Annotated in this window: 22 protein-coding genes; 9 read left to right on the forward strand and 13 right to left on the reverse strand. The window is 48.6% G+C overall.

The annotated features are described in order from the left end of the window. Positions 1-22: 22 nt before the first annotated feature. From FXO21_RS21735 to FXO21_RS21745, 3 genes are all read right to left on the reverse strand, one after another. Positions 23-3,280, reverse strand: coding sequence for a SusC/RagA family TonB-linked outer membrane protein (locus tag FXO21_RS21735; RefSeq protein WP_149642047.1), 3,258 nt, complete (start codon positions 3,278-3,280; stop codon positions 23-25). A 210-nt stretch (positions 3,281-3,490) separates the two neighbouring features. Then, positions 3,491-3,886 (reverse strand): hypothetical protein, encoded by a 396-nt coding sequence (locus tag FXO21_RS21740; RefSeq protein ID WP_225865797.1) that lies wholly within the window; start codon positions 3,884-3,886, stop codon positions 3,491-3,493. Positions 3,887-3,952: 66 nt separating this feature from the next. Continuing rightward, positions 3,953-4,390 (reverse strand): hypothetical protein, encoded by a 438-nt coding sequence (locus FXO21_RS21745; protein ID WP_149642049.1) that lies wholly within the window; start codon positions 4,388-4,390, stop codon positions 3,953-3,955. Positions 4,391-4,709: 319 nt separating this feature from the next. Between FXO21_RS21745 and FXO21_RS21750 the strand changes: the two genes are divergently transcribed. The 5 genes from FXO21_RS21750 (at position 4,710) to FXO21_RS21770 (ending at position 8,726) form a co-directional block, all read left to right on the forward strand. Then, positions 4,710-5,585 carry a sulfite exporter TauE/SafE family protein gene (locus FXO21_RS21750; RefSeq protein ID WP_149642050.1) on the forward strand — a complete coding sequence of 292 codons (876 nt, stop codon included), beginning with the start codon at positions 4,710-4,712 and terminating at the stop codon, positions 5,583-5,585. Positions 5,586-5,760: 175 nt separating this feature from the next. Beyond that, positions 5,761-6,582 carry an AraC family transcriptional regulator gene (locus tag FXO21_RS21755; protein WP_149642051.1) on the forward strand — a complete coding sequence of 274 codons (822 nt, stop codon included), beginning with the start codon at positions 5,761-5,763 and terminating at the stop codon, positions 6,580-6,582. 70 nt (positions 6,583-6,652) lie between these two features. Then, the gene (locus FXO21_RS21760; protein ID WP_149642052.1) at positions 6,653-7,021 is read left to right on the forward strand and encodes a VOC family protein; all 369 of its coding nucleotides are present in this window, start codon (positions 6,653-6,655) and stop codon (positions 7,019-7,021) included. Between the two features lie 72 nt (positions 7,022-7,093). Continuing rightward, on the forward strand, positions 7,094-7,477 hold the full coding sequence (locus FXO21_RS21765) for a hypothetical protein (protein ID WP_149642053.1): 384 nt from the start codon (positions 7,094-7,096) through the stop codon (positions 7,475-7,477). 130 nt (positions 7,478-7,607) lie between these two features. Next, entirely contained in the window at positions 7,608-8,726 is a 1,119-nt protein-coding gene (locus FXO21_RS21770; protein WP_149642054.1) for a serine hydrolase domain-containing protein, read from the forward strand. Between the two features lie 88 nt (positions 8,727-8,814). Here FXO21_RS21770 and FXO21_RS21775 read toward each other — a convergent pair whose 3' ends face one another. Both FXO21_RS21775 and FXO21_RS21780 read right to left on the reverse strand, forming a co-directional pair. Then, the gene (locus FXO21_RS21775) at positions 8,815-9,369 is read right to left on the reverse strand and encodes a hypothetical protein (protein ID WP_149642055.1); all 555 of its coding nucleotides are present in this window, start codon (positions 9,367-9,369) and stop codon (positions 8,815-8,817) included. Between the two features lie 113 nt (positions 9,370-9,482). Next, the gene (locus tag FXO21_RS21780) at positions 9,483-9,878 is read right to left on the reverse strand and encodes a hypothetical protein (protein ID WP_149642056.1); all 396 of its coding nucleotides are present in this window, start codon (positions 9,876-9,878) and stop codon (positions 9,483-9,485) included. A 75-nt stretch (positions 9,879-9,953) separates the two neighbouring features. Here FXO21_RS21780 and FXO21_RS21785 point away from each other — a divergent pair, with 75 nt between their 5' ends. After that, positions 9,954-10,514, forward strand: a complete 561-nt coding sequence (locus FXO21_RS21785; RefSeq protein ID WP_149642057.1) for a hypothetical protein — start codon at positions 9,954-9,956, stop codon at positions 10,512-10,514. A 13-nt stretch (positions 10,515-10,527) separates the two neighbouring features. Here FXO21_RS21785 and FXO21_RS21790 read toward each other — a convergent pair whose 3' ends face one another. Beyond that, on the reverse strand, positions 10,528-11,727 hold the full coding sequence (locus FXO21_RS21790) for an acyltransferase family protein (RefSeq protein WP_149642058.1): 1,200 nt from the start codon (positions 11,725-11,727) through the stop codon (positions 10,528-10,530). 293 nt (positions 11,728-12,020) lie between these two features. Here FXO21_RS21790 and FXO21_RS21795 point away from each other — a divergent pair, with 293 nt between their 5' ends. Beyond that, positions 12,021-13,403: a sulfatase family protein gene (locus FXO21_RS21795; RefSeq protein ID WP_149642059.1), complete on the forward strand. Its 1,383-nt coding sequence runs from the start codon at positions 12,021-12,023 to the stop codon at positions 13,401-13,403. A 70-nt stretch (positions 13,404-13,473) separates the two neighbouring features. Here the strand turns inward: FXO21_RS21795 and FXO21_RS21800 are convergent, their stop codons facing one another. The 4 genes from FXO21_RS21800 to FXO21_RS21815 all read right to left on the reverse strand — a co-directional run bounded on the left by FXO21_RS21800 (position 13,474) and on the right by FXO21_RS21815 (position 19,205). Further along, complete coding sequence (locus tag FXO21_RS21800; protein ID WP_149642060.1) at positions 13,474-14,094, reverse strand: hypothetical protein; 621 nt, start codon at positions 14,092-14,094, stop codon at positions 13,474-13,476. Positions 14,095-14,145: 51 nt separating this feature from the next. Then, entirely contained in the window at positions 14,146-15,852 is a 1,707-nt protein-coding gene (locus FXO21_RS21805) for a hypothetical protein (RefSeq protein ID WP_149642061.1), read from the reverse strand. A gap of 324 nt (positions 15,853-16,176) precedes the next feature. Beyond that, positions 16,177-17,424 (reverse strand): hypothetical protein, encoded by a 1,248-nt coding sequence (locus FXO21_RS21810; protein ID WP_149642062.1) that lies wholly within the window; start codon positions 17,422-17,424, stop codon positions 16,177-16,179. A gap of 188 nt (positions 17,425-17,612) precedes the next feature. Continuing rightward, positions 17,613-19,205, reverse strand: a complete 1,593-nt coding sequence (locus tag FXO21_RS21815) for an FAD-dependent oxidoreductase (protein ID WP_149642063.1) — start codon at positions 19,203-19,205, stop codon at positions 17,613-17,615. A gap of 211 nt (positions 19,206-19,416) precedes the next feature. On the opposite strand from FXO21_RS21815, the gene glgX reads away from it, so the two are divergent. Together glgX and FXO21_RS21825 are read left to right on the forward strand one after the other, a co-directional pair. Then, a complete protein-coding gene (glgX, locus tag FXO21_RS21820; protein ID WP_409014844.1) occupies positions 19,417-21,588 on the forward strand; it encodes a glycogen debranching protein GlgX in 2,172 nt (723 codons plus the stop codon). Positions 21,589-21,705: 117 nt separating this feature from the next. After that, positions 21,706-21,891: a hypothetical protein gene (locus FXO21_RS21825; RefSeq protein WP_149642065.1), complete on the forward strand. Its 186-nt coding sequence runs from the start codon at positions 21,706-21,708 to the stop codon at positions 21,889-21,891. Between the two features lie 119 nt (positions 21,892-22,010). Here FXO21_RS21825 and FXO21_RS21830 read toward each other — a convergent pair whose 3' ends face one another. From FXO21_RS21830 to FXO21_RS21840, 3 genes are read right to left on the reverse strand one after another with little or no spacing between them, the layout of a single operon-like run. Further along, on the reverse strand, positions 22,011-23,015 hold the full coding sequence (locus tag FXO21_RS21830) for a glycosyltransferase family 9 protein (RefSeq protein ID WP_149642066.1): 1,005 nt from the start codon (positions 23,013-23,015) through the stop codon (positions 22,011-22,013). After that, entirely contained in the window at positions 23,012-23,992 is a 981-nt protein-coding gene (locus tag FXO21_RS21835; RefSeq protein WP_149642067.1) for a glycosyltransferase family 2 protein, read from the reverse strand. The genes FXO21_RS21830 and FXO21_RS21835 overlap by 4 nt, the downstream gene beginning before the upstream one ends. Next, positions 23,992-25,704, reverse strand: a complete 1,713-nt coding sequence (locus FXO21_RS21840) for a carbamoyltransferase family protein (protein WP_149642068.1) — start codon at positions 25,702-25,704, stop codon at positions 23,992-23,994. The genes FXO21_RS21835 and FXO21_RS21840 overlap by 1 nt, the downstream gene beginning before the upstream one ends. Positions 25,705-25,902 lie beyond the last annotated feature (198 nt).

Consider the following 25,902-nt stretch of genomic DNA (forward strand, 5'->3'; position numbering starts at 1 on the left):
AAATGAGTTTTTTCAAAAATGGTCAGAATGTGAAGTTCAGGTTGGCCCCATAGCTGCGGACCGGCGGTAATGCGCCGCCTTCAAAGCCAATCTGGTTGCCGATCGAATTAGTGATATTAGCAGGATCCACATTGGGCGCATTGCTTTTGATCAGCCAGAGATTGCGGCCGGTAAGTGTAAAGCGCATTGCCTGCATTTTTATTTTTTTAGCGAGCGCATCCGGAAGCTGCCAGCCGAGTCTTACCTCACGCAGGTAAATGAAGCTGCCGTCGTATAAGTTGGCTTTGCTGATCCGGTTTCCACCGTCAGAGTTAAAGTGCGTACGGGCTGCCACTACAATGTCGTTCGGGCTGCCGTCTTCTTTTACCCCCGGATTAACCAGCCCGTTTTCGCGGATACCCGGCAAAGCAGTTTCTTCAAACATGCCCGATTTGTTGCCGTACAGATTGGTATAAGAGAAGAAATCGCCGCCTTTCTGAAAATCGACGAGTGCTGACAGATACAGACTTTTGAAACTGAATGTATTATTCAATCCGCCGATGAAATCCGGGTTGGCGTCGCCGATGATTACCGGAGTAGGGGTTACGCTGTATGTGCCGTTTGCGCCAACAACTTTATTTCCTTTTCCGTCATATACATAATCGGTTCCGAGCATGGTACCCAGTGACATACCTTTTTGTGCCACCATCGAAACGCGACCTGTGCGGCGCTCCGTGCCTATTACGAACCGCTCGATTCCCTGAATGCTTTCATCCGGACTGTTCAGGTCGAGCACTTTGTTCTTGTTTTTTGAGAAATTAAGGGATGCCCGCCAGCTGAAATTTTTGGTCATCACCGGCATCAGGTTCACGGAAAGTTCGATACCCTTGTTTTGTACCGTTCCGCCGTTGACGATTTTGGTAGAAAAGCCGCTTTCCGCCGGAATTTGCACGTTCCAGATCTGGTTTTCGGTGCGCCGGTCATAGTAAGTGAAGTTCAGCCCCAGAATTTCATTGAAGAATTTGAAATCAACTCCTCCCTCCACCTCTGCGGAAAGCTCCGGTTTCAGGCGGCTATTATGGAGCCTGTCGGGCGTGCTTTGCAGCGGAAATGTGCCGAACTGGGTTACTATGTCATAATACCTTGATACTGAATACGGGTCTGCATCATTACCGACGCGTGCGTAAGACAGGCGGGCTTTACCCAACGTGAGCCAGGAGGTTTTCTGGATCACGTCGGAGAAGATGAAAGATCCAGCGATCGATGGGTAGAAGTAGGAAAAGTTGCCCGTCTGTTTCAAGGTCGACGCCCAGTCATTGCGACCTGTCGCAGTCAGGTACAGGTATTTATTGTATCCCAATGTAACCGACCCGAAAAGTGAATTGATCTGTTTGTTGCCAAAAGTCGTCGAAACGGTTGCAGGCGTGACAGAGTTTTGCAGTACATATACCAGTGGTGTCTGCAAGCCGCCATTCGTTGTACCTGACTCAATGCTAGACTTAATGCTCAGGATATTGCCCCCGGCCACAGCTTCCAGGGTAAACTTATCGCCCAGATTCTTATTCACATTAAGCGTAGCCTGGTAGTTGTTTTCGTTGTTCCGAAGCGCCCTTTTTGCATAGCTGCCCACAAAAAAACCTTTCGCTCCGCGTACCTCGTCCATGTGGTCGAAGAAGTCGGAAAACACGCGCACGTCGGCGGAGAGCCAGTCTGTGAACTTGTAAGTAAGTCCGGCATTGCCGAAATAGCGGTTGTTCCCGTCGGTATTATAGTTTTCGTACTGGTTCCAATATGGGTTCTGGCTGAATGCTGGCTTTTGGATATTCCATGCAGTCCGGTTCCACGATTGCTCCGTACCGTCGGCATACTTATAATTTTTAAGATACGCATCGTCGATCTGGCGCTGCCCGTACATGACGTAAAACAGCATCGGATTGTTTCCCATAAACCCTGTTCCCGGTCTTCCTTTCGAGTGATCGTTGACATAATTGATCCCGCCGCTGAAAGTAAATTTGTCCGTAAACTTGTAGGTGGTGTTCAGGCTGATAAAAAAGCGTTTCAGCTCGCTGCCTGGATAAATAAAATTCTGCTTTGTCTGCCCGACCGAGAAGCGTATCGATCCTTTATCGCTGCTGCTGGCAACGGAAAGGTTATTGGAAAATGTAATGCCGGTTTTGAAAAAATCCTTTGCATTATCAGGATGCGCGCTCCAAGGGGCCGTTTTTCCGAAATTTGGATTACTGCGGTCCTGGTCCCATGACCAGTAATGCCGCACCAGCGTTCCGTCCATCTTAGGTCCCCACGATTCGTCAGTACCGTAGTCCGGAATGAGGTCGTACTTGCCTTTTCCATCATTATCGTCGTAAGTGCCACCTCCCGGTAAAAAGCCGCCCGGGTTATCTTTGATGTAAAGTTTGGTAAAATTTGAACTTCCTCCGCCGCCGTACGAATTCTGGAATTTGGGAAGATAGGAAACCTGGTCCATCTGAATGTTGAAATCATAGTTCAATGACAGGTTACCCGAGCCCTTGCCAGTTTTGGTAGTAATATAAATTACCCCGTTTTGACCGCGGCTTCCATAAAGTGCGGTGGCTGCCGCTCCTTTGAGCACGGAGATATTTTCAACATCATTGGGATTGATGAGCTGGGCCGGGTTTCCATAGTCGAAACCGCCGCCGCCTGTTCCCTGGCCGCCCGTCACGCCCACGGAGTTCATGTTCATATTGGCCATCGGAACCCCGTCCACAATGAACAATGCATTATTATTGCCCGAAATGGATTTCAACCCGCGGATCGTCACCCTGGAAGATCCGCCCATCGAGCCGCTGTTGCCGCCGATTTGCACACCCGCCAGTTTACCCTGCAATGCATTGATATAGTTCACTTCCCGCGCCTCCTGAATGCTGCCCCCGCCGATCTGCTGGACCGCATAACCCACGTTCCGGGTGTTCTGCTGCACACCAAGCGCGGTCACGACCACTTCGCCCAGACTTTTTACATCGGCCGGCAGCCGCACCGTAATTTCAGACATCGAACGCGGAACATCGGCATCGATAGTTTGAAAACCAATGGAAGAAATCGTGAGCTTTTGATTCCCTTCGGGCAGGCTGATCGTGAATTTTCCGTCGGCATCGGTATTGGTTCCCGAAGTCGTGCCTTTGATCAGCACGCTGGCACCCGGGACTGCCGCATTGGCTTCGTCGACGACTTTGCCGCTAACCTGCCGGGACTGTGCCAGGGCCGAAACCGCAAGGAACATCAGCCCGGCCAGGGCTGGTAAACAACTACGTATCATGCGCATAATCAGGCTTGGTTTTAGAGTTAGGAGATAAACACCTATAAAAGCCTTGAAGGATAGTCAGAATACTTGCTGAAAAAATGCCCTTGTCGGATCGCTCCCCGGGATTATGTCACCGGGTGGAAGCTAAAAAGGGAGTGGGGGGAGTGAAAAAAAAACTTTAAATAGTGCCAATGCGTGAAAAGGGCATTTTTACGGTTAACCCGAAAATCTTTAAAAAGAAGATTTTTTGAAAGAAACCTCGCCATTCTGGTCTTTTGAGTAGGTAGCGAGACAGCCGGAGTTTAATGCAGCTTCAAAATGAGGCGCTGCTGGCGCCAGCTTGTCGGGGGCTTTTTGGGAGGCGTCGAAGAAATAGACGGTCGTGGTTCCGTATTTGGTGTAGGGCATGAGATCGCCGTACTTTTTCATTTCGTCCCAAACCTGGCTTTCCACCGTTACCGCGTAAACCCGGTTGATCGGGCCGGTATTATTTTCGTTTCGGTAAACGGCAACTTCTTTGAAATTACCTTCCAAATTCTTCGCGCTGGGCAATGAGGTGGAATCGTAGATGATAAAACCGAGCGTGAGCGCTATAAGAATAAGGAAGATAATCTTTTTATTTTTCAAAATCAGTGGACCGGTTTGTACTGCGGTAAAGGTAAGACAACCCGGCCCATCCTAAAAATATTTGACTTATCGTGTCGCAGTTATCGTGAAATCGGTACCTGTTTCGTCGGTCCCGTTCACGATAAGCCTCTTGCCGCTGATCTTGGCAACGGTTTCTCCCTCGTAAACCAGTTCAACAGTATTTCCGAATTCTTTCAGCTTGATATCGGTCACATCATAAACCATGAACTCTTCATTATTATTTTTGGTACGGATATCAAGTTTGGCATCGACGGTTGTATCTGTTTTTTTGGTGATACGGATATCTCCTTTCAGATTACTTTCGTCTGCGGGAACAACCTTCCCGTCGAATTCAAGTTCGTAAAACGTGTAAATACCCTGGACTTTGGTTGCCAGATCTGGTGCCGGTGCTGGCTGCTCTTCTTTGTTTTCCTTGCAGGAACTGATTGAGATACAGAGCAGTAGCAATACTGCAAGGTTTTTGATAACGGATAGATTTTTCATAGCTGGAATGATGTTTTGTTTTGAAGCTTCAAAATTATTGCCTCCTTAACATTCCTGAAAGACTTCCCGGATAAGCTGCACTTTCTGCGTTTTGATCTGATGAGAAAGCGCGTTGAAATGTGAAATCGATCCTGGAATGCCGGCTGCCGCCCCGAAGGTGCTGGAATAGCTGGAAAATCCTGTCGGCTGTTTAAAAACACTATCCCAGGCTGGCCCGGAAAAATCAGGGTGGAGTGAATTCAGGAAACTATTTACTCTATTTGTTTAGTAGATTAAACTATTCCGCTATTTTTGTGATTCCCAATTTCACTCAAAGCTTATGTTTTCGAAGGTTATCCAGTTAATACCTGTTTCAAAATGGTGGTACCTCTTGCCGGTAAGTTTGCTTATCATTTCGGCAGGTTTTGTGTTCTTCTCTGTTGATGCCGTCCAGGTGCAGTCATTTCTGGACAGTAAATTCATGCAGTATTTCCTGGTAGGACTGGCTGCCCAGCTCGTGGACGGTGCTTTGGGAATGGCTTACGGGGTAACTTCTACTTCGTTTCTGCTTAGTCTTGGCGTAACACCGGCGATTAGCAGTACCAGCGTCCATGTGGCGGAAATGTTCACTACCGGTGCTTCTGCAATATCCCACTTTAGATTTAAGAATATCAACAAAAAGCTCTTCAAGAGTCTGCTGATCCCGGGTGTGATCGGTGCAGTAGTTGGCGCATACCTGCTTTCTGACGTGATCGATGGCGATGTTGTCAAGCCTTACATTGCTATTTACATGCTTATCCTGGGTATCATCATCATTAGAAAGGCGGTCAGAAAGAAATTGGTCAAAACCAAGACAAAACAAATCGGTGTGCTGGCAGCGACGGGCGGTTTTATGGATTCTGTCGGCGGCGGAGGTTGGGGGCCGATCGTTACGTCAACACTTTTGGGGCAGGGAAGAAACGCCCGGTATACGATAGGTTCTGTGAATGCTGCCGAATTTGTAATCACGTTTTCAAGCGGAATTACGTTTCTGATCTTCAACGGGATCGATAGCTGGCAGGTAGTTTTAGGGTTGATATTGGGAGGCGTCATCGCTGCACCATTCGGTGCATTGCTGGTCGGAAAAATCAATAGCCGCGTGCTCATGATTGCAGTCGGTATACTGGTGATCGGCCTGAGTTTGCGTACTGTCCTGCAAGGTTTCGGGCTTATTTGATACCCCAGCCTGTTCATCCGGAAGGTCTTTTGCTTCCAAATAGCCCGGGTTTATGATTTAACAAATCAAGGGTCAGGTGTTTTTCGCACGTGTACCCGGCAACCACAGTAAAATTACGCTTGCTGAATCTCTATATTGTAAACTGAGTGTTGTTAAAACCTGGATTCTTGTTCTCATGGATTACCAAACCTACCAGCCTGACACCGGGTTAGCTGAGTTCGTAAGTTGTTACTGGACACTGCAGGTTCCGGAGAATGCGGACGGGCAAAAGCAGCGCGTTGTTCCCGACGGTTGCGTTGAGATGATTTTTACACTCGGGGACGATATAAAACGCTATATCGAAGATAATACCTGCATCATTCAGCCCCGCTCCATGCTATTAGGCCAGTTTACCAGGCCGTTCTTTATAGAGCCAATGGGTGTCGTGGATACGTTCGCCGTGCGTTTTTTTCCGTGCGGATTAATTCCTTTCACAGCTTTATCTATCAGGGAGTTGGCAAATAGGGAAACCGAATTGTCGGTTGTGCTCGGTCCGGATGTTGCGGCCGGCCTGGAATACAGCATCACAAATGCTGCCGATACAGCGGAGAGGATCAGGCATATCGAAACCTTTTTATCAGACCGGTTAAAGGACTTCGGCAATATCGACAGCATCCTGAAATCAACCGTTGACCTGATCCTTTACACAAAAGGAAGACTTCACGTCGCGGAGATGTTGAAGGATAATATCTCGAAAAGAAGGCAGCTCGAACGACGGTTTTCCAGACTGGTTGGCCTTAGTCCGAAACAGCTGGCCAGGATCGTCCGTTTACAAACAGCGCTCCGCATGCTGCTGAATAATGAAGGTCCTAGCCTGACAAGCCTTGCCATGGAAAACCAATACTATGACCAGGCCCATTTTATTAAAGATTTCAGGGAATTGACCGGCACCAGTCCGAACAAATTTCTAATGGACAATGAACTGACACTTTCCACCGCATTTTATCAAAAAGACTGACCTGTCGCAATTTTACAATTTTAGGAATATTGCGGTAGATAACTTGCGGACGTACTAATCGCATTTAACAATGGAAAGTTTTATTTCAATGTTTGAAATCCCTGCGTCCGAATTCACCAGGGCAGTTTCGTTTTACAAGGCGGTACTGAATATCGATATCGAGGAAGTGGATATGGGTGGCATACGAATGGGGCTTTTCCCCAATGACGGCACCAATATTTCAGTTTCTGTCATTGCCGGAGAAGGCTATAACCCGTCGCCGGACGGAGCGGTTATTTATCTGAATGGGGGCAGCGATTTGCAGGTGATACTCGACCGGGTCGCAGCCAGCAGCGGAACCATTATCGTGCCGAAGACGGAAATAAGCCCCGAAATGGGCTTTTATGCGCTGTTCACCGACACCGAGGGAAATAGGCTGGGCGTATATTCGCAAAGTTAAGGCTAGTATTTTCAACCTCTTCGAACCAATCGGCAGAATTAAGCGTCCTCCTGCAAATAATCGGGGACATTTATGAAAGCTCAAAAACTGCCACTGCTCATTAGTTTGCTACTGGTTGCGGGATCGAATGCCTGCGAACCGGGTCCGGGGCGAAAGGATATCAATTGCACGGAAGAGTTCCGGACTGTCGGCGTCAAGATTTCAGGCGAGCCGCTAAGCGATTATTATACGATCCGCTTGTCTACCTCAGACACGATCCGGGCCAAACCCGGTATTGAACCGTCATCGGGCTGGTACTGGATTCTGGATGATTCTTACAAGGAACTTCTGAAGAACAGAAAGGAAGTTTTCAGGTTCATCGGGAAAAGGGGCAATGCAACCGTTGTGGACGAGGAGTACCTGATCGAAGCTGATCATTGTCATATCAATAAAGTCAGCGGTAAGGACGAAATTTAGCGGGCCGGCAATTTGCGGCCCGCTATTTTCCCGGATTTTAATATCTTTGGTATCAGCACGTACTGTACATTTTATGGAATTGCAGGTGTGTTAGGAAAGCATTTTGAGTTGTGAATAACAATACCTGGATATGAAGCATCTGATTATGGTTATGCTGGCTGTTGTGGCCATTTCCTGCGATGGGCAACGAAACTCACCCAAACCGCAAGAGCTGGAACAAGATCCGTTAAACCCCATTGATACCGTTTGCACAGCTTGTAAAGACAGCACGGTTTCTGCCAAAGATGCGGATCTACGGAGTATCATTTTTGAAAAGGCCGGGAATATTCCGCTGGTTACCAGTATCAAGAACAAGATTACCTTTCACAATTTTCTCAGAAACAATTCGGCCAACTATGCCAATAATGTGATGGTGTACATTGGCAGGAGTGATTCAACGCTGTTTTGCTACCGGCAGGGAGAATATAATACCGACTCGCGACTGCCGATCATGTCAGCTTCCAAGCCAGTAACCGCAGCGGTGATCATGACCCTCGTGGAAGCCGGGAAGCTCGGGCTGGACGACAAAGTGAGCAAGTATATACCATCATTTAACAACGATAAAAAGGAGATTACACTCCGGCAGTTGCTGGCACATACTTCCGGCCTGGTTTATGAATCACGTTTCGACTCCCGGAGCGATCTGACGCTCCAGCAGAATATCGATAGTATAGCAACCCGGACCAAGCTGCAATTTGCACCCGGCAAAGGCGCATTATACGGAAGTGTATCTTACGGTGTTGCTTCCAGGATAGCAGAGATTGTTGAGAAGAAACCCTGGGCGCAGATCTTTCAGGAAAGGGTAGGATCAAAATGCGGCATGCAGGATGTGGTGTACAGTCCCGATCACCCCAAAAACCCGGCTACCGGATATGGGATTATGTGCTCGATGAACGAATACCTGCGATTTCTGACCATGATTTATAATAAAGGAACGTATAATGGGGTACGTGTGCTCAGTTCGGCGTCAGTGGAAACGATGGAGGCCGACAATTCAAACAATGTGGACCAGACATACGGATTAGGCCTGTGGAGGTATGAAATACAGCATAACGTCGCGAAAGAAGTGGCCTGCCTCAGTGCCCGCGGCGTGCACGCATGGATTAACCGCGAAAAAAACTATTACGGACTACTCTTCACACAAGCCGGCTTCGACACCACCATTCAACCGAATCTAGCTTTTCGCAAACTCGTGCGGCAGAATTTGTGAGGGGAAATAATGACCGAATGACCCAATGACCCAATGACCCAATGACTGTTTTTATTCAATCATTCAATCATTCAATCATTAAAATTCCCTACTTCACACTTAGCTGAAAATCCAGATTTACATCGTCGCTTCCAGGGGCCGGGGTGCCATTTTTGTTGCCTGGCTGGTGGCGGAGCTGTATTTTTAGCTTACCATCACCCGCGGCGCCTGCTTTTGCGGTACCCGTCAGACCGATCGGAAAGTTGTTATTATCCTTGTCCCCATAAGTGTAAGTCAACAGGGAAGCGGGTGAGGGAGTGAAAACGATCAGGTGCTCGTCAGCTTCCTCTTCAATCTCGCCGGTAATGTCTGACACAGGTGATTTGCTTTCGTCCAGAAATCCAACGGTTAGCGTGTACTCGGTATTTGCTTTCAGTCTTACCGTATCAAACTTGGTTGGCGCATTCCCGCCGTCACCATCGGCATCTTTATAGCTGAATGACGTCACCGTGCCTGAGCCGGCCTCCTTGAAATTGAGTGTCACTGAGGTAATCAATTCGTTTTCATCGTCCGGTGTTACTTCTTTACCGGAATCCTTGCATTGTGTAAATAAGGCAGCAAGTCCGAGTACTGCGCAGTAGGTTAGTTTTCTGTTTAGCTTCATGGATATTCGTTTCACTTTAATAATAAATAAATAGTATTCAATGGTGCAATGTTGTTGCAAATATAGTTTTTATTGCAACAACGTTGCAGAGGTATGCAGCTTTATTTTTGAGTTTAATTCATAGGTGCCAAAATCCCGACTTTATCGCTTACTTCCATAATTGCTTCCTTCGCATTCTTTTGATAATCAAGCATGGACTGATCTGTCATTTCAGGTGCCGGTTTGTGTTCATGGTGTTCATGATGGTGTTTAAATCCGGGAACTTCAATCACGGCTTCCTGCCAGGCCTCTATTACGTTTAACAGGCTGTCGATCCGTGCCATTACTGCCGGATCCCTATGATCTTTTCGAAGTGTTACCAGCTTTTCTTCCAGATTTTCCGCAATAGCGATTGATTCGAGATGGAGGTTGTTTGCCTGGATGAGTTCATCGCTTTTCCCGTGATCGGGTGTGCATTGGAAAAACAATAGTCCAGAAACGACCAGAGTTTGACGAGTGAAGTTTTTCATGATACTGAACTAATGTATTTGCAACAATGTTGCAAATATTACGAAATTGATCAATTTTTCAATATTCAGGTCTGTATGTTTCTTAAATCTATCTTCAGTCTTCCGCTTGTCCTCCTCGTATCTCTCTTACATGCAGGCTGCTGCATTTTTCCTCTGGTTGCGGTTGCGGCAGGAGCGGCGGGAAATTTTAATGCTTTTGTTCAACACAAACCGCTCTTTTTGAGTTTGCAGCTGGCTACCCTGGTGTATGTCGGATTAAGATTGACGTTGCACTACATAGGGAAATCTTCTTTTCACAACAGGGTCGAAAAGTTTTCTTATCAGGCCGGCTTTCTCATCGGCATTGCCGGGCTGTGGATTGGTTATACCGAACCTTTCAAAACTGAAACGCAGGTGATCGCACAAGACCAGTTCCGTTTTCTTCAGGCACACCGAAAGCTGGAACTAGCTATTGATGGACAGTACGATGCCGAAAAGCTGAAAAAAGATCTGACGCTCATGGAAGGTATCAGGCCAGGCCGCATTCAGATCCGTGATAGCGTTGTATCGGTTATTTTCCGGAAGGAGAAAATTTCACAATCGGAAATCATTCGGACATTGAGATCGAAAGGGTATCAGATCGCAGCCATTGAGTAACAGGGACAGCGTTCTATTTGAGGTTCGCAGCGGGTATAAAAAGCCTTTTCCTGAGGTTCATAAAAGGTAGTTCTATCAATCTATACATCAAATAAGCGATCAAATAGATCAGCAGGTACGTCCCGATAAAGAGCAGCCATTTGGGCACGGTCAAACCTGATGATGGGGCGTTGTTGTACCAATTTGCAGCCAGCTCGATCAGCAGCATGTGCATTAAATAAAAAGAATAGGATGTTTGGCTGATATTGGTAATCACCTTCGTGGCCAGCTCGCCAGGGCGGCGGCAAAATGTGGCATAGGGAAGCATCAATGCAAATGCGCAGCAGAATAACGGAAGAAGCAAAACGTCAACAAAAAAATTAGCCTTTCCGCCCGCCACGGTATGGTTGACAATCTGAAAACCGATTAAAACACCACCAAAACCGGCAGTCAGCAGCCACCTCATGGTTGCTTTGGATATAGTAAATTTTTCAAGCAGGTAGGCGACCAGACAGCCGCAGGCAATCGCATCGGTCCGGAAAATGACCATTTTCCGCATGCTGTCCCATTCGCCGGAAGGAGGGGTGAATATTTTCCAGCTGGGTAGCAGGAACTTGTGGGCGACGAGGTAGGTAAACAAATCCTGCCGGTACATCCAGTGGTACAAAACTTTGGTAGCAAGACCGACAAGCAGAAAAATGACGACACCGGCGAGGTATATACGATGCCGGTTTTGGCCACCTCCCGACAAGCCCGCAATGGCAAGCAGTAACAATGGAAACAGAAGATAAAACCATTCTTCGACCGCCAGGCTCCATGAATGCGGAAAGAAACCCGGCATGGGGGTAATGATATTTTGCCCAAAAAACAGGTAAAAAATGCTGTTGTGCATCGCGCCTGAAAATTGATAATAGATCGCAAAAGTAAGCAGATAAGCAGGAAGTGTTCGGAGCCAGCGATTTACCCAAAATACCCGCACCGATTGCCAGCTGATGCCAGGCGTGAGTACGGTGCGCAATATGATCCGGCCGATCAGAAAACCGCTGAGTACAAAAAACGCTTCGACCCCTACACCCAGCCACCCGAAAGGAAACTGCTTGTCCACCGGATTGATGGTTGTGGAATGGGCCAGGAACACCATGATAATAGAGCAGCTACGCATAAGGTCAAGGCCAAAAATCCGCTCTGCTTTGACGAAGGTTGGCCTTTGAATTTCGGCGATATTTTCAATCATTATTGGGGGCGATTAATTTTATCCTCCTGGAAACCTGCGGTTGTTGATGACCTGATAAAACTTTTCATACACAGACACAACCCGGATGAAACGCGCTGCCTGGACGGTTTTGCAAATAGTATTTTTCTGTAAATGTGCCGCAACGAATGAGTATTCGGGCTTTCCATTGATTAAACGGTATCTAGTTGCCGAATAAAACTGCTAAGAGGTATTTTAGCCCGGGAGTGCATTGACTTTTCGTAATGATTTCCCAGCTTTGGGGCTCTTGGTAAAAAACAAACCGCTCTTAACTGATGAAAGGAATCAATCTGTTCAAATTAGCGGCAGGACTTTGGCTGGTATTGCAATGCATGCCAGCAAGCGGCCAGCGCAAGGCTGCTGCAAAGGAAAAATCGCGGCCGAACGTCATCATCATCCTTACCGACGACATGGGTGTCGGGGATATCGGCGCCTTCGGAGGCCGCGTCGCAGCAACGCCGAATATCGACAAACTCGCAGCCAGCGGATTAAAACTTACCCAATATTATAGCGGTGCGCCTATTTGCTCCCCGTCAAGGGCAGCGATACTTACCGGAATGCAACCGGGAAAATGGAATTTTGTTACTTATCTCGACAAAAAAAGCCACAACAAAGACGCAGGTCAGACGGATTTTCTCGATCCTCAGGCGCCCTCGATGGCCAGGTTCTTTAAAGATGCCGGTTATGCGACGGGCCATTTCGGTAAGTGGCATATGGGCGGCGGCAGGGATGTGACCGAGGCACCGAAGTTCGACCAGTATGGATTCGACGAGCATGCGAGCACTTATGAAAGTCCCGAGCCGGACCCGGCGCTGACCGCAACGAACTGGATCTGGTCCGACAAGGACAGTATCAAAAGGTGGGACAGGACAGCCTATTTCGTTGATAAAACCCTGGACTTCATGGGGCGCCACAAGGATAAGCCTTGCTTTATAAATCTCTGGCCCGACGATGTCCACACGCCGTGGGTACCCAGGCCCGAAACAGACGGATCGCCTTTAAAACCCCAGGAAGAAGCCGCGCTGAAACTTGTGTTAGAAGAATACGATAAGCAGATCGGACGGTTGATTGATGGGTTGAAAGAACGCGGGCTTTTCGACAACACGATCATCATTTTCACCAGCGACAACGGAGCCCTTCCCACATTCGGCGGAAGCAGGAGCGGCATGTTCAGGGGTTCCAAGCTTTCACTTTATGAAGGAGGTATCAGAATGCCGTTTATCGTTACCTGGCCTGAAAAAATCCCGGCAGGAAAGACCGATGAGCGATCAGAATTGCACGCAACCGACCTGCTGCCTACTCTGGCAACGCTTTGTGATGTCGGCTTACCGGCTGAATATCAGGGCGACGGCGCTAACCGGGCTGCCGTGCTAATGGGTAAATCCTCTTTGCGCAAAAAGGATATGTTCTGGGAATATGGCAGGAATAACATTGCTTATGCCTATCCTAAAATACCTGCTAAAAGCCCGCAGCTGGCTGTGCGATCGGGTGAGTGGAAGCTTTTAATGGACCATGATGGCAGCAATGCAGAGCTCTACAACATCCTGAAAGATCCAGCCGAGAAAAATAATGTGGCCGCCGGTGAGGAGAAAGTAAGGGAGACGCTGCGTGTGAAGCTACTCACCTGGTGGAAGTCGCTTCCGCAGCCGAAATCTTAGATGCAGTCGTTTCCGAAATGGGTTGCTGCTTGGTCGGGTTATGATAAGGCGCATTAATATCCAGTGCCAGTTATCGCACCAGTACATCTGTAAGCTTTATACGGAACAACCCACCGGAAAACCGTGCGGTTGCGGGCATTACGTCTTGTAGCCGGTGCTTGTATGCAGTATCCTTGCCGAATGTAACTTCGAATCTTCCTTCAACCGTACCGGTAGCCTTATCAAATCTGGTGACCCGTACCCAGCCGGGTTTTGCCCCCTGATAGGTGTATCCGTTATTAAGGTAGCCTGAATTGCCAATGTAAGAAAAGCTGGCGATTTCATGTTTGACCTGGCTTTGCTTATCCAATGTCGCAATTTTGCTGCGGCCCTTTTTGAGAGGAATCTTGTAAATGACGAGGGCCTGTGTCCTGGTGCATTCCGGGTCGCGGCAACCATTATTGGTATTTGGATTAGGGCCGCCGCCCATGCCCGGATAGTCAATATCGGTGAATACCAGCAGGTTAAATTTTCGTATCTGCTCCGGTTTTTCTGTGCTTGTGCGCAGGCGCAATACCTTGCCGGTTCCATACCAGATGGAGTCATTCAGGACAGCAGTCACATTAAATGGACTGTTTGCCGGAAGGGAAGGCTGCCGCGCGCAGCCCGAACTGATCAGCAGAAATATGAAATAGTAGCAGGCGACTTTCATAAAATGTCCTTTGAGATAAAAGGAACATTCCCTTTAAAACTAATTATATAGTTATTGATTTTCTTGCAAAGAAAACCCGGTGCCATTTATGACAAGCGCCGGATCGAGCGGATAAAACTTTTTTTCGCCTCGAAATCCCACATCCAGAATCGCCATTTGATATACTCCAGCAACAAGGTCGTCGGCGCGCAGGAAAGTTTTAAAACCTTCATTATAATAAGTCCCCGTTCGCAGAAATTTCTTGCGGCCTTCGGTCTTGGGGTTTGCATTCAGCAAATGGATCGTGCCTGTTTTTATGTCTTTTAAAACAAGAAACCGGTCGCTCAGAATGCTTTTTCTTAAGGGCTTCCTGTTGCTGGCCAGGAAAGTATGTTTCAAGTTCTCGACTCCGCCCTGAACCGTTCTTGTGACGTGCCAGTCTTCCAGGTAAATACTGTCTCCGACGGCCGCTGTTTCCTTTTTGGCAAACATCGAATCGAGTTCGTCTTTTTCCACAACCGGTTCCGGCAGCCTGAAAAAGCCTTTTTCGTAGCCTGGCGTCAGGTAAAAATCGGCATTCCGCGCAATTGTTTTTTCGACTGAAAACAGGTTATGGTTGGTCTTCCAATTGTAAACATCGGCCAGGTAAGTGGTCCTCTTCGCGGCGACCATATTCGTCAGCGAAAAATATGCGTATCCCCAGTAGAGCACGCTCAAAAGTGTTACCGCAGCCCAAACCTGCTTCTTCCGGAAGAAGGAGCTGTAACCGAGTAAAAGAATGTAGCAGATAACAGTCGATAAAGCTGCATATAATTGAAAGCGGCTCGCAATAGTGCTTCCTGCCCACGACCTGAACAGCGCGATTACAGCGCTGGTAACGAAAATGAATGCGAAAAGTGTCAGCAACTCGATCGTACCGGGTTTTACGGTAGCAGGTTTATTAAAATAAATAGCCGAGACCCGGACCAGTAATACCAGTAAAAAGCCAACGATAAACAATCCCCAAAGTGCCGACCACAACTCGGGGTTGGGGAAAAGGGACATGCTTGACCCGATAAAGCCGAAAAGCGACGAAAGCATGCTTATCAGATCGTTTGGAAGCCGGCCCGCCTGCCCCGCTTCGTAGCCGATCACGTAAATGGCCAGACAGGCTACCATGGCGACACAAGCCAGAGTAGCCCTTTTAAAGTCTTTAAAACATAAAAAATAAAAGACAATGGCCGGGAAGGAAAGTACCCCGTTGCCATGTGTAAAAGTGGCCAGGAAGCAGCATACCATCGCAAGCCAGAATGCGGCGGTCGTTTTGCGCGAAGCGAGTAAAATTGCGGTTACCGTGAATGCCGTGAGAAACGTATGCTGCATTCCGTTGAGCGCCCAGCCGGATACTTCATGGTACAATGGTGTGAAAAAAAGGAGGGGTGCGGGAATAAAATAATACAACGGTAGCCCCGATTTTTTGAATTGTAAATAAAGGAAATAGAATATGTAAGTTAGATTGACCGATACGAGCAGGATGTAGAACCGAAAGTTTTGATGACCGTTAATCGCATACTCAATCAGCGCCAGCAGCCGGATCGTAACCGCTTTATGATCGTTGAAAGTCCGGAACATTTCCTGCACTACGGCCCCGAATGCAAATCCTGCCTCTGAGGCCGCTTCAATGAATTGTATGACTAAAAAGTCGTCCTGAAACGGAAAGTTGACTGAAAAGTAAAAATTATAAACACAAAAAAACAAGGCAATCAGACAGATCACCGAACCTGAAAGCAATCGGGGCATATGGAGTATTTCTTTAAACGTATATGCACACAATTTCCATACCCGTAGCCTGGAAAGTGTGTGTTGGCAGCCAGGTAACCTGCTTGCAATAGCTGGCTAAAAGACTGCCGCGGAGATTTCTGGCTGATCACCAGGATTTTGTCCGATGAGCAATGTACGCAAACAGGATGGAACAATTGTGATATGGAAGCGTTGAAAACGGCTGCTTTTCTGGCAGGTGTACGGGCAAACCGGCACAATTTTAAACAAAATGATGCGCTAATTCCCCGCATTGAAAAGACAGGACAGGGTAATAACCGGGAGCAGAGTCTGCAAATTTACAGCTCAACGAAAAACGTAGGAGATCGTAAAATCCGGCTTGAAACCGGCATTGAGCTTCACATGAAAGCGCTCTACGCCGCCAATCGTTGCAATCTCGTTGCGGTTTTCCCCCACTTCACTATATCCGCCGGCAACTCCCAGCAGATTTGCTTCAACGATCCAGTTTTTACCCAGGATGTAAGCCAGACCCAGTTTCCCACCCGCATTATAAGTATTCGTCGCTGGCCCGCCGCCGCCCATGATGCGGTCATAGCTGGCGTAACCTTCGAGGTAGGGAGTCAGTTTGGTTGGGGAAAGATACTTTCTTAAAAAAGGTCGCAACCCAACCAGCACCGGCTTTTTATCTCCCACGGTCACAAAGGCCGCTTTTTCAGGTGTGTTGAGAACACCTCCCTGGAATCCCGCGAAAATACCAATACCTACCAGTAACCTGTCCCGCATAAAAAGCGCTGGTGCAAGTTCAATCGATGTAGCAGGGGTACGGTATTCGAACCGGCCGTTTGTATCGGCCGTGTGACCTGCATTGACAGTATATCCGAAAGAGCCAGAAAGCAGCCATCGTCCCTTGGTAAGTGGGGATTCCGGCGAATTTTCTGCCCTTGTTTTTGTTTCTGAACCCGTAAAAAGAAGCAGACCGAGCCGGGCAGTGTTGACAGTGAGCGGGAACAGGTTGGATCGTGCGCCAAATTCCAGACCCAGTCGGCTCGTTAAAGGATATATTACGCCGAGTTGTGCCTGCGCTGCAATGTTCACACTTCGGTTAACACGGTCGTCATAAGCCTGACCGACTGCGTATTGTAGCGATTTGTTTTTTGAAAACGCCAGATCAGCCCCAACACCTGCGTAAATTGTGAATGGGGACAATTGCCAGTATTTGCGCATGAACGGATTCACGGAACTCGTGGATGTTTTGGATTCCATCTTCAAGCTTTCCGAATCCCCTATATCCAGCCTGTATCCGTCCCAGCTGCCCTTTGCACCCACTCCAATGGCCAATTCATCCCGGATAAAGAAACTCACTTCCCCGGATCCGCCATGGCTATATCTCGGACTTTTGACGGGAGTCTGCAGAGTTTGTACAAATTGTGAGTTGATATGCGCGGTCCAGATTGTCTGACCTTTTTTGGTTTGCGCTACTGCGGACACGCAGGTGACAAGAAGAATTGTACTGAAAAGATACTTCATAGATGGAGTTACTTTGGTTGTGCGTAGCGTGCATTCCACATTCGCTCCGTAATAAACAAAGCGCATCGTATTTCTCCAATTACTTTTCGAGATCGTTTTGGCAGGAATAGCAACCGGTCCGCCTGGTTCGGAACAGACAGGCCGGTAAATTTGATTTGATTCTTGGGGAATTGCTTCCAGCCCTTCCGAGGCCGGGTTCCGAGACCGGTATTTTAATCGCGAACGATTTAGAGTTTATGATGTGAATCCGCCAGTTATTGATTTTGCATGCCGATTTCAACCTTTTCCAAATTAGCCCGGGCGGGGCCGGTGAGTACGACACCATCTTTATCGAACCGGGCTCCGTGACAGGGACAGTCCCAGCTTTTTTCAGCGTTGTTCCACTGAACAATGCATTTGGCGTGGGGGCAAACAGGGTTCAGCGCACTCACATTACCGTTCGCATCTTTATAAACAGCCAGTCTCTGATCATTTAATTCAACGATCTGCCCGCTGTCGGCCGGAAGCTCAGAGACTGACTCAATTTCCTCAATGCCGAAACGGTCACCGATAAACTTCGCTACCACATCCGCATTCTCTTTCACCGCTTCGGTAAATCCCGCAATAGGTTTGATCCGACCGGGACTGTACAGGTTTTCGTCCACGCTTCTTCCGTGCAGGATCAGGTCGCTCAGTACCATTGCCGACACTGTTCCCAGGATCATACCATTCCCATTGAATCCGGTGGCGGTGTAAATACCCTCAGACACACCCGGCAGCTGGCCGATGTAAGGAAGGCCGTCGGAAGGAACATAGTATTGTGCCGACCATTGCGCAACCACCTCTTTTACCTGATAACATTGCCTGGTATAGGCGATTAAATCAGCAAAAGATTGCTCCGGATCGCCGTGCCCCGTTTTATGATCATGTCCGCCGGCAACGAGATACTGCTGGCCGTCGATCGTGTGCGACCGGAAATAATGGTATGGTTCCTGCATATCATAAATCAGGTCGGTAGGATATGCACCGTCCGCGAGTGTAGCGGCGATCACGTAGCTGCGGTACGGCGCGTTTCGGAAATGCAGCAGATTTATTCCCCCCGGCGGAATATGCGTGGCATATACTACCGTTTTTGCTTTAATCTGCCTGCCCGCCGACTTGGCCAGATGGTATCCTTCCATTGTATCGATTTCGTCAATGCGTGTATGCTCGATCAAAACACCTCCCTTTTCGATAAAATGCATTTTCAGGGCGCTGATATACTTTAACGGATGAAATTGTGCCTGGTTATCGAATACAACGGCTTTCTGACAGGCAACTGGCGCGGGGGCCTGGCCGGCTATCTGCGCATTTACGCCGGCGCGTAATGCGCTTTCGAACAGGGTGTTCAGCTGGTCCGTTTCCTTGTCCGTTTCTGAGTATACATAACCCTTTTTCCACTCGAAGTCACAGTCGATCTGGTATTTCTGTACGAAATGGTTGATCAGCGCCACGGAGCGCGCGATCGATTCGGCAAATTGAACGGAAGCTTCTTTTCCGAAATCCTTTTCCACTTCATCGTAGGTCGTGTCTGCGAACGTATTGATATGTGCGCTGGTGCCGCCGGTTGTCCCAAAACCCAGACTATGCGCATCTACAACAACACATTGTTTTCCGCCCTCCTGCAGTAAAAGGGCGGTTGTCAGGCCGGTAATCCCGGCACCAACTACTATTGTATCGTAAATTACATGAGGGTCGAAGTTTCCGGAGGCTACATGCTCAACGGCATTCTTTTGCCAGAGGCTCTCACAGGAACCGTCCCGGTCAAATCCGCCGAAAATGGCCCTGTTTTCCTTATTTTCTTTGAATGAGTTGCTGCTGTTATCCATAATAGAGTTTGTTGATCCGCTCACATGAAGGTGTAGGCGCATTCAAATATTATACCTGCTTTTACGGGCAACCAGAAAGTTGAAATATGGGGAAAACGCTTTTATTTCGAGCTGGCAGACTTTTTGAATAGCGGCGGCTGCAATTTGTCCGTGAGGCATTGACTGCGGCAATTGCTATTGAATTTTTTTCTCACCAAAAGTCAGTTTAATGATGCATACTATTCAAAATGAAGTGCTCGAAGCACCGGAGTCTGTAAACCTGGATTTGCGCCCCGGCACGCCCTATCCGCTTGGAGCTACCTGGACAGGAGATGGTGTCAACTTTGCGATCTTTTCGGAAAACGCGACCAAAGTTGAACTATGCCTTTTTGATAGCCCCGACGCACAAAGCGAAAATATTAAGATTGAGGTGGAGGAAGTTACCCACCATATCTGGCACGCTTATGTGCCAGGCCTCAGGCCGGGGCAGCTGTATGGATACCGTATGCATGGGCCATTTGAGCCGGAGAACGGGCACAGGTTCAATCCCCATAAGCTGCTGATCGACCCCTATGCGAAAGCTTTGTCTTCGACGGTTAAGTGGGATGATGCGCTTTTCGGATACCAGATCGGGAGTGAAGAGGAAGATTTATCTTTTAATGAAACCGATAGTGCGCCTTTTATACCGAAATCCGTAGTCGTAGACCAGCATTTTGACTGGGAAGGAGACCAGGCGCCCAAAACGCCTTATCACGAAACCATTATTTACGAAGCGCACGTAAAGGGTTTCTCCAGGCTTAATCCGAAAATCCCGGCAGAACTTCAGGGGACGTACGCCGGCATTGCACACCCCGTAAGTATCGAATATTTGAAAGGGCTGGGTATTACGGCGCTCGAACTGATGCCGGTACACGATTTTGTCCCCGACAGGCATTTGCTTGAAAAAGGACTGACCAATTACTGGGGATATAATTCGCTCGGGTTTTTCGCGCCCGATTCAAAATATAGCAGCAGCGGTACGCTCGGCGGACAAGTCACGGAATTTAAAAATATGGTCAGGGAACTGCACAAGTCGGGTATCGAGGTCATATTGGATGTGGTTTATAACCATACGGCCGAGGGTAACCACCTGGGGCCGACATTTTCTTTCCGGGGTATTGATAATGCCTCCTATTACCGGCTGAGCCAGGAAGAACCCAGGTTTTATATGGATTACACGGGCACAGGAAATACGCTCAACACGCGCCTGCCCAATGTACTCGCGCTGATCATGGACAGCCTGCGCTATTGGATCACCGAAATGCATGTAGACGGTTTCCGATTCGATCTGGCTTCCGCGCTTGCCAGAACCCTGCATGAAACGGACACGCTGGGGTCGTTTTTTAATATCATTCATCAGGATCCGGTGATATCTCAGGTAAAACTGATCGCGGAGCCCTGGGATATCCATGAGGATGGCTATATGGTCGGCAAGTTTCCTCCCGGCTGGGCGGAATGGAACGGAATGTACCGCGACTGCGTCAGAAATTACTGGCGGGGGGAAGAAAGCCGCCTTGCGGAATTCGCGCAGCGCTTCACCGGCAGCCCCGACCTATACCAGGGCGGGTACCGGAGCCCTATGGCGAGTATCAATCTGATCACCGCTCACGACGGCTTTACGCTGCATGATCTGGTGAGTTATAACGAAAAACACAACGAGGCGAACGGAGAAGACAATAAAGATGGGGCCGAAGACGATTCTTCCTGGAATTGTGGTGTCGAAGGCCCAACGGAGGATGCCGATATCAATTCATTGCGCAATAAGCAAAAGCGAAATTTCCTGACCACACTTTTCCTGTCACAGGGAGTGCCCATGCTGGTGGCCGGCGATGAGTTTGGTCGTACCCAGAATGGCAATAACAATGCATATTGCCAGGACAACGAAATCTCGTGGATCGATTGGCAGAAGGTTGATCATGATCTTCTTGCATTTACGAAGGGCCTCATTTGGTTTTGTAAAAGTCACCCGTCTTTTCAGCGAAGGCGCTGGTTTCAGGGGTTACCTGTCACCGGATCGGATATTGAAGATATCCGTTGGTACTCGCCTGAGGGGCAAATTATGCCGGATGAGGATTGGGAAAACGGGTTCGCCAAATCAATGGGCGTGTATCTGAACGGGAAGGGAATAAGGTGCGTGAATTATGATGGGAAGCGGTTGACCGACGACAGTTTCTACATCATATTCAATGCGCACGACGGGCCTCTTGACTATATCCTGCCGCCTGACAAATGCGGTGATCCGTGGCATAAAGTAATAGACACCAGTGATGCGTTTATCGGAGAAGATGGGGAATCATTTACGCAGGGCAGTAGTATTTCGGTACAGGGCCGCTCGGTGCTGGTATTGAAATGCAACCTGGGATAATCCTTTGTCTCCACGCAGCTACAATAGCGATGAATTGATTTTCAGGAGACTAGGACGTCGTGGCATGCAAGTGGAACGGTTTTGTTACGTTTTCAACACTCATCTAAATTTAATACTATGAAAACGTTAGTAAAAGTTGTTTCAATGCTTAGCCTAAGCATGCTTTTGAGTGTTGCGGCCTGCACCAGCAAGACAAATGAAGAAGGTACCGACACAAGCATCGATTCTGCCGGTATGGATAACACCGACTCGGAAATGGGAACGGATACAATGGCCACCGATACCGCGAGCAGATCGCTATAAGCACCACAAACCAAAACTATCCAGCTTCGGACACCACAAAATCAGTATCGAAGCTGGAATTTTTTTTATGTGAGGAAATTGCAGAATAAATGCCAGTAAATGCGTGGCATCAGCTTGATTTAAGGGTAAACAGTAAATTTTGCAACGGGCAAAAACACTTCAAGGCAATCAAGCACTTTGTCCATATCCGGATCGCGCAGCCAGTCAATGGTTTTGTGTAAAGTGGTATTTAATGGTCCCCAGCGCTCCGGTTCTCCGTCCATACTGATTACAATACTTGGGGTGCGCGTGGCGGCTGCAATATGCGATACGCCTGTGCAGTTGCTAACCAATAACCTGGATTCCTTGATCAGTTGGGCAATCTCGCCCAGGCCGGTTTTCCCCGTAAGGTCTAGCGCAGGATACTCCATTAGTGCCACAACCTGTGAAGTAATAGCTGCTTCTTCTTTTGTTCCCGTTACTACTACACGATAACCTTTTCCGGCGCATAAGTCTGCAATGCAGGCAAAATACGAAGGTGGCCACTGGCGCCAGGATCCACGACTTCCCGGATGCACACAAACATAATCGCTATCTAGCAGGAACGATGTGGATTTGCGTAAATGCTGCATTTCGCTCTCACGAACAGGAAATTCCAGGTCTGTTCCGTTGCCTGGTATCCCCAGGTTTTCCAGCATGAGTAAATGGCGTCTGATCTCAGAAATACCGGTCGGATATTCCAGAAAAAGATCTCCTTTCCGGTGATTGCCCGCGCTGTGAAATCCTGCAACCGGGCCTGCATGCAGGGTTTCAAGCATATCGTTGACGATACTCCCGTTTCCCTGCATTTGAAGGATGAGGTCAAATGGTTCAGCACGCATTTGTATCTCAAAACGCTTCCATCCGGCTATGTCGATAGGTTGCTCAGGGAGGCCCGTGTAGCCAGGGAAATGGATAAACCGGTCGATATAGTGAGAGAAACGTTCGCAAAAAGTAGCCGCCCATGGTAATCCCAGCAATGTGATTTCCGCGTCGGGATAAGCATGCCGCAGGGCGCGAAATGCCGGTACCGAACACAGCAAGTCACCTAGCTGCAAAGCCCTGAAAATGGCTATTTTTCTTGTTGTCTTTGCTGGAAATTTCATAGGAAAAATACTTTATAGCGCAATGCGCCGCGAATTGTCCAATAAATAGACAGGTATGGGATCAGTATTGAGGTCACGATCATTTCGAGGCGGTGCGAAACGGACGGATCGGTACCTTTGAGCCGCTTGAACAGGAAACCGACCACAGCCAAAAGCCAGCAGAGTAATGCGGGAGCCAGTAAGGCAGGTGCAGCAAAAACAGCCGCCAGAAAGGCCGCGATCGTTGAGAAGAAGATCACATAGTAATTCCATACCGGACTTTCCGCTATTCTTTTTCTGTAAAAACCGGGATGTTTTTTGAACAAAAGTGCATTGAACATACTCTTTTGCTGATCGCGTAAACTGGACCCCCACGAAGCGGGACGTACCGGATGACAAACTGCTGCCTGCTGGACATTTACGATCGCTACTTGTTTTTTCATTAACCTGAATTGCAGATCTGAATCCTCCCGCCAGGCGACGGGAAATGCTTCATCGAACCCGTCTACCAATTCCAATGCGGTCCGCGTACATGCGCAGTTAGCCGTAATAAACTCCGCTGTCGACAAATGCGAGACGTTCTTTTCGTAGTCAGTTGGTTTAGCTGGAATCGGCACTTCAACTTTTCCCGTGAATGCAATCACGTTTTGGCTATTCGCCCGGTATCGCGTCCAGTATCCCGCCAGCCAGGTTGCCGACGGGATACAATCGTCATCTGTAAATACGATCAGCTCCCCGGTACTCTTTTTCCACCCATAATTCCTGGCCGCCGCGGGACCCGCTTTCTTTTCAAGCGAATGGAAGTATAGAGGGAAACCGGGATGGCCGGATTTAATTTTTTGAACAAGTGATTCAGTGGCCGCATCCGGACCGTCGGAAACGATTGTGACGTCGAATGAAAAATCCGGACAATGCTGGGCCAGGATTGCGTTCAGGCATTTGTGCAGCAGCGCCGGCCTGCGTAAAGTAGGAATTACTACACTTATATTCACAGCCATTATTTTTCCAGAATAAATGAGTTAATAATCAACGCATCAAAGGGAGAAGTCCAGAAACATTCAATGGCATCGCGGGGCGTGCAAACAATCGGTTCGCCGCGGGTATTGAAAGAAGTATTGACCAATACCGGCACCCCCGTGAGCGCCTTGAATTCTTTAATAAGCTCATAATAAAGCGGATGTTGTTCCTGGTTGATCGTCTGGACACGGGCCGTGCCGTCCGTATGTCGCACCGCAGGGATCTGGCCAGCCCTGTGATCTTTGACAGGAAACACAAAAAGCATGAATGGCGATACACGCGCGTCTTCAAACCATTCGGATGCGTCTTCTTCCAGTACCACCGGCGCAACAGGCCTGAAATCCTCACGGTCTTTGATATCGTTCAGCCGCGCTTGCATGTCCGGGTGAATAGGAGAGGCCAGGATCGACCGGCTGCCCAGTGAGCGCGGGCCGAATTCCATTCTGCCCTGGTACCAGGCGATGATCTTATCTTCGGCCAGTATCGCAGCCGTTTCTTTTGCAATATTCGTCAGCCGCTTGTAAGGCATTTTTGCCCAGATCATGAACCTTTCGATTTCATCATCGGAATATTCCGGCCCCCAATACACATGGTTCATTTCGGAGGTATACCTCACCTCCCTTCCGCCGTTGAGCGACACGTCCAGCCATTGGGCTGCGCCCAGCGCTGTACCGGCATCGCCCGCAGCAGGTTGTACCCATACATTTTTGAAAGGTCCGTAATCGCGGATCACCGCATTCATCACGCAGTTCAGCGCCACACCGCCAGCCATACACAGGTTTTCCATGTTGGTTTGCCTGTGCAGCCAATTGACCAGTTTCAGTACGGTTTCTTCCAATGCCTTTTGGAGTGAGTGGGCAATGTCATGGTGCAGCTGCTCGAAAGGATCATCCTTTTTACGACCAGGCCCCCACCATTGTTCCGGCGCAAATTCATCAATCGTATACTGGCCATCGTTACCAACGCGGATCACCGACCGGAAGTCTTCGAGATATACCGGCTTGCCGTAGGAAGCCAGCGCCATTACTTTGTATTCGTCGGATGAATGCAGAAAGCCGAGATAATTAGTGATTTTTTCGTAAAGCATACCGAGCGAATGCGGCATATCGACTGTGGCTATCTGGACCAATGAGTTGCCCTGGCCGATGAAATAGCCGGTAGTCGCCATTTCGCCCCGCCCGTCGAGCGTCAATACTGCGGCCTGGTCGAAAGGAGACGGAAAGAATGCGCTGGCGGCGTGGGCAACGTGGTGATTTACAAATGCCCACTTTTCATTCAGATTGCCCGCGTTGGCCAGGCGTTTTTGCAAATGGTGCGGGTAGCCGTCGCGAAGTTGCTCGGGCGTTTTTCTGATGTAGTTTAAAAAAATCGTATCCCAGCCATTGTACACGTCGGACGCTGGCAGTACATCAGTATCTGACAACAGCTCTTCTTCGTATACCAAAGCTTCATGCACACCGTCGGGATCGAATGAATATGCGATCCGATCTACTTCCCACATCGTGATGCCTGCCGTTTTGAGGCAGTAGTCGATTGCGTGGAATGGTAGTTCCCAGGTGGAAAACGGGACGGGACGTTTGCCGTGCTTGATGTGGGTAAACCGTTCTTCTTCGGCGGCGGCAATGATTTTGCCGTCTTTCACGAGGGCGGCAGCGGTGTCGTGAAATGCTGCGTTGATTCCGAGAATATACATAGGCGATGTGTCATGATTAAAATGCAGCGGGGCTATACAAGGATAATGCCAGTGAGGGCGGGGATTGACAATTTCAATTAAAAACCGTCGGGGTATATTGGGATTGCAACATTTATGCGCTTCCAGGCAAAAGCAGGTAGCAAATCATAAAGCATGACCGGCTGTGAAATTTTGTACAAGTCAACAACTGTGGACATT

Source organism: Dyadobacter sp. UC 10, assembly GCF_008369915.1.
In the GTDB taxonomy this organism is placed as follows: Bacteria; Bacteroidota; Bacteroidia; order Cytophagales; family Spirosomataceae; genus Dyadobacter.

What these genes read in the sequence shown, in the direction of transcription:
- FXO21_RS21800 (WP_149642060.1), bottom strand. Translation starts at nt 14,094, where the DNA reads ATGAAAGTCGCCTGCTACTATTTCATATTTCTGCTGATCAGTTCGGGC.
- FXO21_RS21810 (WP_149642062.1), bottom strand. Translation starts at nt 17,424, where the DNA reads ATGCGCTTTGTTTATTACGGAGCGAATGTGGAATGCACGCTACGCACA.
- FXO21_RS21805 (WP_149642061.1), bottom strand. Translation starts at nt 15,852, where the DNA reads ATGCCCCGATTGCTTTCAGGTTCGGTGATCTGTCTGATTGCCTTGTTT.
- FXO21_RS21735 (WP_149642047.1), bottom strand. Translation starts at nt 3,280, where the DNA reads ATGCGCATGATACGTAGTTGTTTACCAGCCCTGGCCGGGCTGATGTTC.
- FXO21_RS21825 (WP_149642065.1), top strand. Translation starts at nt 21,706, where the DNA reads ATGAAAACGTTAGTAAAAGTTGTTTCAATGCTTAGCCTAAGCATGCTT.
- FXO21_RS21760 (WP_149642052.1), top strand. Translation starts at nt 6,653, where the DNA reads ATGGAAAGTTTTATTTCAATGTTTGAAATCCCTGCGTCCGAATTCACC.
- FXO21_RS21780 (WP_149642056.1), bottom strand. Translation starts at nt 9,878, where the DNA reads ATGAAAAACTTCACTCGTCAAACTCTGGTCGTTTCTGGACTATTGTTT.
- FXO21_RS21835 (WP_149642067.1), bottom strand. Translation starts at nt 23,992, where the DNA reads ATGGCTGTGAATATAAGTGTAGTAATTCCTACTTTACGCAGGCCGGCG.
- FXO21_RS21750 (WP_149642050.1), top strand. Translation starts at nt 4,710, where the DNA reads ATGTTTTCGAAGGTTATCCAGTTAATACCTGTTTCAAAATGGTGGTAC.
- FXO21_RS21765 (WP_149642053.1), top strand. Translation starts at nt 7,094, where the DNA reads ATGAAAGCTCAAAAACTGCCACTGCTCATTAGTTTGCTACTGGTTGCG.
- FXO21_RS21815 (WP_149642063.1), bottom strand. Translation starts at nt 19,205, where the DNA reads ATGGATAACAGCAGCAACTCATTCAAAGAAAATAAGGAAAACAGGGCC.
- FXO21_RS21775 (WP_149642055.1), bottom strand. Translation starts at nt 9,369, where the DNA reads ATGAAGCTAAACAGAAAACTAACCTACTGCGCAGTACTCGGACTTGCT.
- FXO21_RS21790 (WP_149642058.1), bottom strand. Translation starts at nt 11,727, where the DNA reads ATGATTGAAAATATCGCCGAAATTCAAAGGCCAACCTTCGTCAAAGCA.
- FXO21_RS21785 (WP_149642057.1), top strand. Translation starts at nt 9,954, where the DNA reads ATGTTTCTTAAATCTATCTTCAGTCTTCCGCTTGTCCTCCTCGTATCT.
- FXO21_RS21755 (WP_149642051.1), top strand. Translation starts at nt 5,761, where the DNA reads ATGGATTACCAAACCTACCAGCCTGACACCGGGTTAGCTGAGTTCGTA.
- FXO21_RS21795 (WP_149642059.1), top strand. Translation starts at nt 12,021, where the DNA reads ATGAAAGGAATCAATCTGTTCAAATTAGCGGCAGGACTTTGGCTGGTA.
- FXO21_RS21745 (WP_149642049.1), bottom strand. Translation starts at nt 4,390, where the DNA reads ATGAAAAATCTATCCGTTATCAAAAACCTTGCAGTATTGCTACTGCTC.
- glgX (WP_409014844.1), top strand. Translation starts at nt 19,417, where the DNA reads ATGCATACTATTCAAAATGAAGTGCTCGAAGCACCGGAGTCTGTAAAC.
- FXO21_RS21770 (WP_149642054.1), top strand. Translation starts at nt 7,608, where the DNA reads ATGAAGCATCTGATTATGGTTATGCTGGCTGTTGTGGCCATTTCCTGC.
- FXO21_RS21830 (WP_149642066.1), bottom strand. Translation starts at nt 23,015, where the DNA reads ATGAAATTTCCAGCAAAGACAACAAGAAAAATAGCCATTTTCAGGGCT.
- FXO21_RS21840 (WP_149642068.1), bottom strand. Translation starts at nt 25,704, where the DNA reads ATGTATATTCTCGGAATCAACGCAGCATTTCACGACACCGCTGCCGCC.